4 protein-coding genes and 1 pseudogene are annotated in these 5,690 nt (G+C 56.3%); 4 read left to right on the forward strand and 1 reads right to left on the reverse strand.

Annotated elements, in window-relative coordinates; all coding sequences use genetic code 11:
• Positions 1 to 178 precede the first annotated feature (178 nt).
• From Q0216_RS10120 to Q0216_RS10130, 3 genes are all read left to right on the forward strand, one after another.
• Positions 179 to 1,828 (forward strand): ABC transporter ATP-binding protein, encoded by a 1,650-nt coding sequence (locus tag Q0216_RS10120; RefSeq protein ID WP_298595089.1) that lies wholly within the window; start codon positions 179 to 181, stop codon positions 1,826 to 1,828.
• A 35-nt stretch (positions 1,829 to 1,863) separates the two neighbouring features.
• The gene (locus Q0216_RS10125; RefSeq protein ID WP_298595092.1) at positions 1,864 to 2,865 is read left to right on the forward strand and encodes an aldo/keto reductase; all 1,002 of its coding nucleotides are present in this window, start codon (positions 1,864 to 1,866) and stop codon (positions 2,863 to 2,865) included.
• A gap of 231 nt (positions 2,866 to 3,096) precedes the next feature.
• Positions 3,097 to 4,539 (forward strand): sugar porter family MFS transporter, encoded by a 1,443-nt coding sequence (locus Q0216_RS10130; RefSeq protein WP_298595095.1) that lies wholly within the window; start codon positions 3,097 to 3,099, stop codon positions 4,537 to 4,539.
• An 86-nt stretch (positions 4,540 to 4,625) separates the two neighbouring features.
• Here Q0216_RS10130 and Q0216_RS10135 read toward each other — a convergent pair whose 3' ends face one another.
• Positions 4,626 to 4,907 carry a type II toxin-antitoxin system prevent-host-death family antitoxin gene (locus Q0216_RS10135; protein WP_298595098.1) on the reverse strand — a complete coding sequence of 94 codons (282 nt, stop codon included), beginning with the start codon at positions 4,905 to 4,907 and terminating at the stop codon, positions 4,626 to 4,628.
• Between the two features lie 493 nt (positions 4,908 to 5,400).
• On the opposite strand from Q0216_RS10135, the pseudogene Q0216_RS10140 reads away from it, so the two are divergent.
• Positions 5,401 to 5,690, forward strand: a pseudogene (locus tag Q0216_RS10140) (hypothetical protein); the annotation flags it as partial.

Here is a 5,690-nt window from a genome sequence, read left to right on the forward strand (position 1 = left end):
TGTCCGCTCATCGAGGAGTTTCAGGGCTCAAAGATGAGTTCAATATGACTTTGTGAGCGTGGTGAGAATGAAAAATCTATTTTCCTCTATACTCTGGTCCTTCCGCCTAGCCTGGAAAACCTGTCCCGCGACCCTAGTGAGCACTGCCCTATCGCTAGCCATCATCGCCTGCATTCCCTTGAGCCAGTCCCTGCTGATCGGTAATACAGTATCAGCCTTGAGCGGTTCAAATGGTGGCGCAGCATGGATTTATATTATTGCTCTTGCCCTTGTTGTCGGAATTAATATCATTGCTCAACGCTGGGTAAGAAGTAACATGCTTATCCTCAAATCAAAGATGAACTATCGGGTTCACCGCATGTTAAATAACAGGTTATCTACATTTCCGTTATCTGATATAGGTAGCACAAAATCACAGGAAGATATACGTGCTGCTAGAGAGGCGATATCGAAACAGGAATTGCAGGTTCACACCATGTCAGTTATGACACTGGTGAGTTCCTTTGCGATGGTTTTCCTCCTCTGTTTTAATATTGCGAACGTCAGCATTGTGGCAGCAATTTTTGCGGCGCTGTGTTCACTACCCCTATCTATTGCAATGGTAATCCTCGCTAAACGTGATTACGCAATATACACCCTAATGTACGAGGACTATCGGGTAGAGAACTACTATCTAGACAATCTGATGGCTCAAAGTCGCGCCCAAGAACTTCACCTCATGAGAGCCTCCCGATTTTTCTCGCAACGCGTAGCGTCCTGGCGACGCCGGGCAGCCGGTAGGGAATTGAGCCTTGAAAGTGTTAGAGGAATCATCTCCATAGTTGCAGGGCTACTCTGCTCTGTCTTACTTTTTGCGTCCCTGTACTTCCTTGTGGATTCAGGCGCCGATATATCGTATGTGGCCGGATCGCTGATTGGAATCATTGCCTGTGTTAACGCGACCCAAGAGGTGGGATATTCATTCGGCCAGATTATTAATGGAGCATTATCTGTTCAGCAATTCCGAAGGGTATGCGACTCTGATACTTACGACCATGCTTCTGAGATAAAAACTTCTAACCCTAACCATGAAAATATTTCAAAAATTATATGCAAAGATGTATCCGTTCAGTATGAGGGCGCGTCGTCTTTTGCGCTTAAAGATATTAATCTTGAGTTGATAAATAATCAAATGATTGCAGTAGTTGGTGCCTCGGGCGCGGGAAAAACAACGCTAATAAATGCAATTCTTGGAATTACACCAATTGCCCAGGGGAGCATAACGTATAAGGGTGCTTCTTCTGAGAGTAAATACAACATGTTGGCGAATGTTGGTTTGGTGAGTCAAGACTACGGCCGTTATGAACTGACTGTGCGTGAAAATCTTCTTCTGGGTTTGTCGCAGGAGGCGGTTGAGCGTCTTGGTGATGCTGATTTGTGGTCGGCTTTGTCGGTGGCTTGTGCTGATGATTTTGTGCGTGGTCTTGAGGGTGGTTTGGATGCTCAGTTGGGTGAGTCGTTTGGTGGTGTTGGTCTTTCGGGTGGTCAGTGGCAGCGTTTGGCGTTGGCGCGTGTGGTTCTTCGGGATGCGCCGGTGTGGGTGTTGGATGAGCCGACGAGTGCTGTGGATGCTGAGACTGAGGAGGAGATTTTTGCTCGGTTGAAGGTGGCTGCTGTGGGGCGTTTGGTGGTGTTGGTGTCTCATCGTGCGTGGACGTTGCGTGGTGTTGATTCTGTGGTGGTGTTGGATGGTGGGTGTGTGGTGGAGCAAGGAACCTACCAAGACCTAACGACCGACCCTACATCACGCTTCAGGAAGCTCTTCGCCTCCCAACTGGAGGGGAAATAACCTCGCAACATACCCACACAACGTAGAGTTAAAGCATGGAACGTATTGAATCTCCCGTCTACCGCAGGCTCGGCAACTCCGGCCTCGTCGTACCCAGCGTCGGCATCGGCTGCAACAACCTCGGCCGCCCCGGCACCCCCACCCGCACCCAAGAAGGCACCAACGAAGTCATCGCCGCCGCAGTCGACGCCGGCATCAGCTTCTTCGACATCGCCGACCTCTACGGCGCCGAACCCGGCCTCTCCGAAACCATGTTCGGCACCGCCCTCACCCAGCTCGGCCTCGACCGCGACGAACTGACCATCGTCACCAAATTCGGTCTGCCCGTTGGCAACCTCAACGGCAACGACCGCAACGCCCGCGGATCCCGCCGCTACATCATGCGCGCCGTCGAAGGGTCCCTCCGCCGCCTCGGCACCGACTACATCGACCTGTACTTCTACCACAGCCCCGACCCCAACACCCCCATCGAAGAAACCCTCAGCGCCCTCGACCAGCTCGTACGCGACGGCAAAGTCCGCTACCTGGGCCACTCCAACTTCTCCGGCTGGCAGCTCGCCCACGCCGAACACTGCGCCCGCGAACTCGGCACCGAACGGTTCATCGCCGCAGAAAACCACTACAGCCTGCTCGACCGCCGCGCAGAACTCGAAATCCTGCCCGCCGCACAGCACTTCGGCTTGGGTGTGCTACCGTACTTCCCGCTCGCCAACGGCCTGCTGACCGGCAAGTACCGCCGCGACAACATTCCCGCCGGTTCGCGCCTGTCCCACTCCAAGAAGAACGTGCTCGACGCCGCCAACTGGGACCAGCTCGAAGCCTTCCACAGCTTCTGCACCGAGCGCGGCATCACCGAGGTGCAGGCGGCGTTCTCCTGGCTCGCACAGCAGTCGCCGGTCACCTCCGTCATTGCCGGTGCGACCAGCGCCGAACAGGTACGCGCCAACGCACAGGCCGCCTGCCTGCGCTTCGACGCTGAGGACCTCGCCGCCCTGGACGCCATCTTCCCGGCACCCGAGAAGATCGCGCTGTTCTAAACGTCTAAACGCGGGCTCCCTCTCAAAGGGCGCTCAGACGGTCGCACATGGCCGCCGTAAAATACGCTGAAAAATGTCCGCGGTGAGAAATAAATATCACCCGCCGAACGTTTTCGCTAGGATTAGGTGAGGTGCGTCTAACCTGACGCACCTCACCTAGCCCACTGACAGGGCTGAAAAACCACCAATGTCGGTGTAATCTCACCTACCCCCTCGGCATCAAAGGACACCATGAGCGCACAGAGCACCGCCTCCACCCTGCCCCCTCTGGGCACCGGGAAGCACAGCCGATACCTTGGCATCATTGCACTCATCGCCACCTTCGGCGGTCTGCTCTTCGGCTACGACACCGGAGTGATTAACGGCGCGCTCGAACCCATGAGCCGCGAACTCGGCATGGACTCCACCGCCCAAGGCTGGGTCACCGGATCGCTCGCCTTCGCGGCGGCTATTGGCGCGCTCACATGCGGTCGTATCTCCGACCGGTACGGCCGCCGAACCACCATCATTGGACTGTCCACCATCTTCTTCATTGGTGCCCTGGCGTGCGTCTTCGCACCCAACGTCGCCGTGCTCATCACCGGACGAACCCTGCTCGGCCTGGCGGTCGGTGGCGCCTCCGCCGTGGTGCCCGTATTCCTCGCAGAGCTCGCACCCTACGAAATTCGCGGTTCCCTCTCCGGCCGCAACGAACTCATGGTCGTGGGCGGTCAGCTTGCCGCGTTCATCGTGAACGCCCTCATCGGCAACCTGTGGGGCGAGCACGACGGCGTGTGGCGCTGGATGTTCGCCATCTGCACCCTGCCCGCCATCGGCCTGTTCGTCGGCATGCTGCGTGTGCCCGAATCGCCGCGCTGGCTGCTGCGCGTCGGCAAGCGTGAGCAGGCGCTGGAGGTTATGAAGCGCATCCGCTCCACCGAGCGTGCCGAAGCTGAGATTGCCGACATTGAACGCACCCTGCAGGCGGAAACCACCTCCCAGAACAATGCGGCAGGCAAGGAAAGTGTGGGCGTGCGCGGCTGGTTCGTGCGCATCCTGCTCGTCGGTATTCTGGTCGGCGCGGGCCAGCAGCTGACCGGCATCAACTCGATCATGTACTACGGCATTAAGGTGCTCAAGGAAGCCGGTTTCAGCGAATCCGCGGCGCTCATTGCGAACATTGCGCCGGGCACGATCGCGGTGCTCGGCTCCATCCTGTCGCTGCGTCTGATGGAGCGTGTGCCGCGCCGAGTCATGGTCATTACCGGCTATAGTTCGACCGCGTTTTTCCACGTGCTGATTGCGGGCGCGTCCATGCTGCTACCCGCCGATAACGCGGCGCGCCCCTGGATTCTGCTGGTGCTCATCGTCTGCTTTGTGGGCGCGATGCAGACCTGCCTGAACGTGTCGACGTGGGTGATTATGAGCGAGCTGTTCCCGCTGCGTGTGCGTGCGGCGGGTATGGGTATTTCGGCGTTTAGCGGCTGGATGATGAACGGTGTGCTGTCGCTGGCGTTCCCCGTGATTCTGGGTGCGGTCGGTCTGACCGGCTCCTTCATCGGCTTTGCCGTGGTGAACGTGATTATTGCGCTGCTGATGTTCCGCAACCTGCCGGAGACTCGCGGCGTGAGCCTGGAGCAGGTGGAGCGCGGCGTGATGGACGGTAGCATCTACCCCTCCGCACGCGGGCGCTAAACCCGGCGGTTTTTAGGCAAGAATGAGGCGGGCGGCACCTCCCCGGTGGAGGCTCCGCCCGCCGCCTTGCGTTATGCGTTGAAAGACTAGTCTGCAGGGTTCTCTGCGAGGAACTCGTCGAAGCCGATGCGGTAACCGTCATCTTCGGCGCGTGCCTTGCGAAGAGCCTCAATGTCGAGGAGCTCTTCGTACTCTTCCAGTAGCTTCAAATCTTCGTAGGAGATGAGCGCGGCAACAGTCTTACCGTTGCGGCTGATGAGGGGACGTTCGCCGGAGAACACGGCTTCGTTGACTTTGGTTCCGAGGTTGTCGCGGAGTTCTTTAAGAGTCGTGACATTGGAACGAGTCCGGTGAGTGGTGACAGTCATGACTGGTTCCTTTCTGGGGTTTGTTCGTTAGCTCCGAGGATAGTTCTTGTGCTGGTTCCGTTCAAGAAGCTACAGGGTGAAGAAGGGTACAGGGCGCGAGTAGGGAATTACCGCATTCTGTACACCATTGCTAACGGGGCGTTTTTTCCTGCATAACGGACCCTCTTAACGATAGAATGAGGTACGGAACACTAAAAACTCGCCTAGTCAGAAATAATATCTAAGACATGACCTGTTGAGTTAGACAGTTTCCGGTGTTATGTATCGATGAAGACATAGGACCGATAGCGGGACGCCACGAGGTGACCCGCTGAAAGGAGGGTGTCATGAACGCCCTACATGCTAATTCTTATAACTGTTCGCAGCTAGTTTGGGCTGCATATAAGAGCACGGATCCTAACGTGGACCTCGACTCTGACGGTGGCCCCGGCGTATACCCGACAGACATCAAGAAATCACACTGGGTGCATCACTACGAAACCAGGTGGTAGCAATGACCACATCCCGTTTTTCAGGAAGCCTGCGTCTGGGACTTATCGGCGCCCTCCTCCTGTCAGGCTGTAGTGCGACCATCCCAGTAACAAACGACCCCCGCAAAGCCCTCGACGAAAGCAGCGTCGCCATATCCATTGCAGGCGACTCAAGATACCTGCCGCATGCTGGAGGAGGCGTAGCATTCTACAACTCAGAAACCCAAAAATGGTCAAGAATCAAAAATGTTGGGGTTCGAAACTCGCCAATTAAATATAAAGATAAAAACCTATATTTCACAGATACAAATTC

It is taken from the genome of uncultured Rothia sp. (assembly GCF_937976295.1).
Lineage (GTDB): Bacteria > Actinomycetota > Actinomycetes > Actinomycetales > Micrococcaceae > Rothia.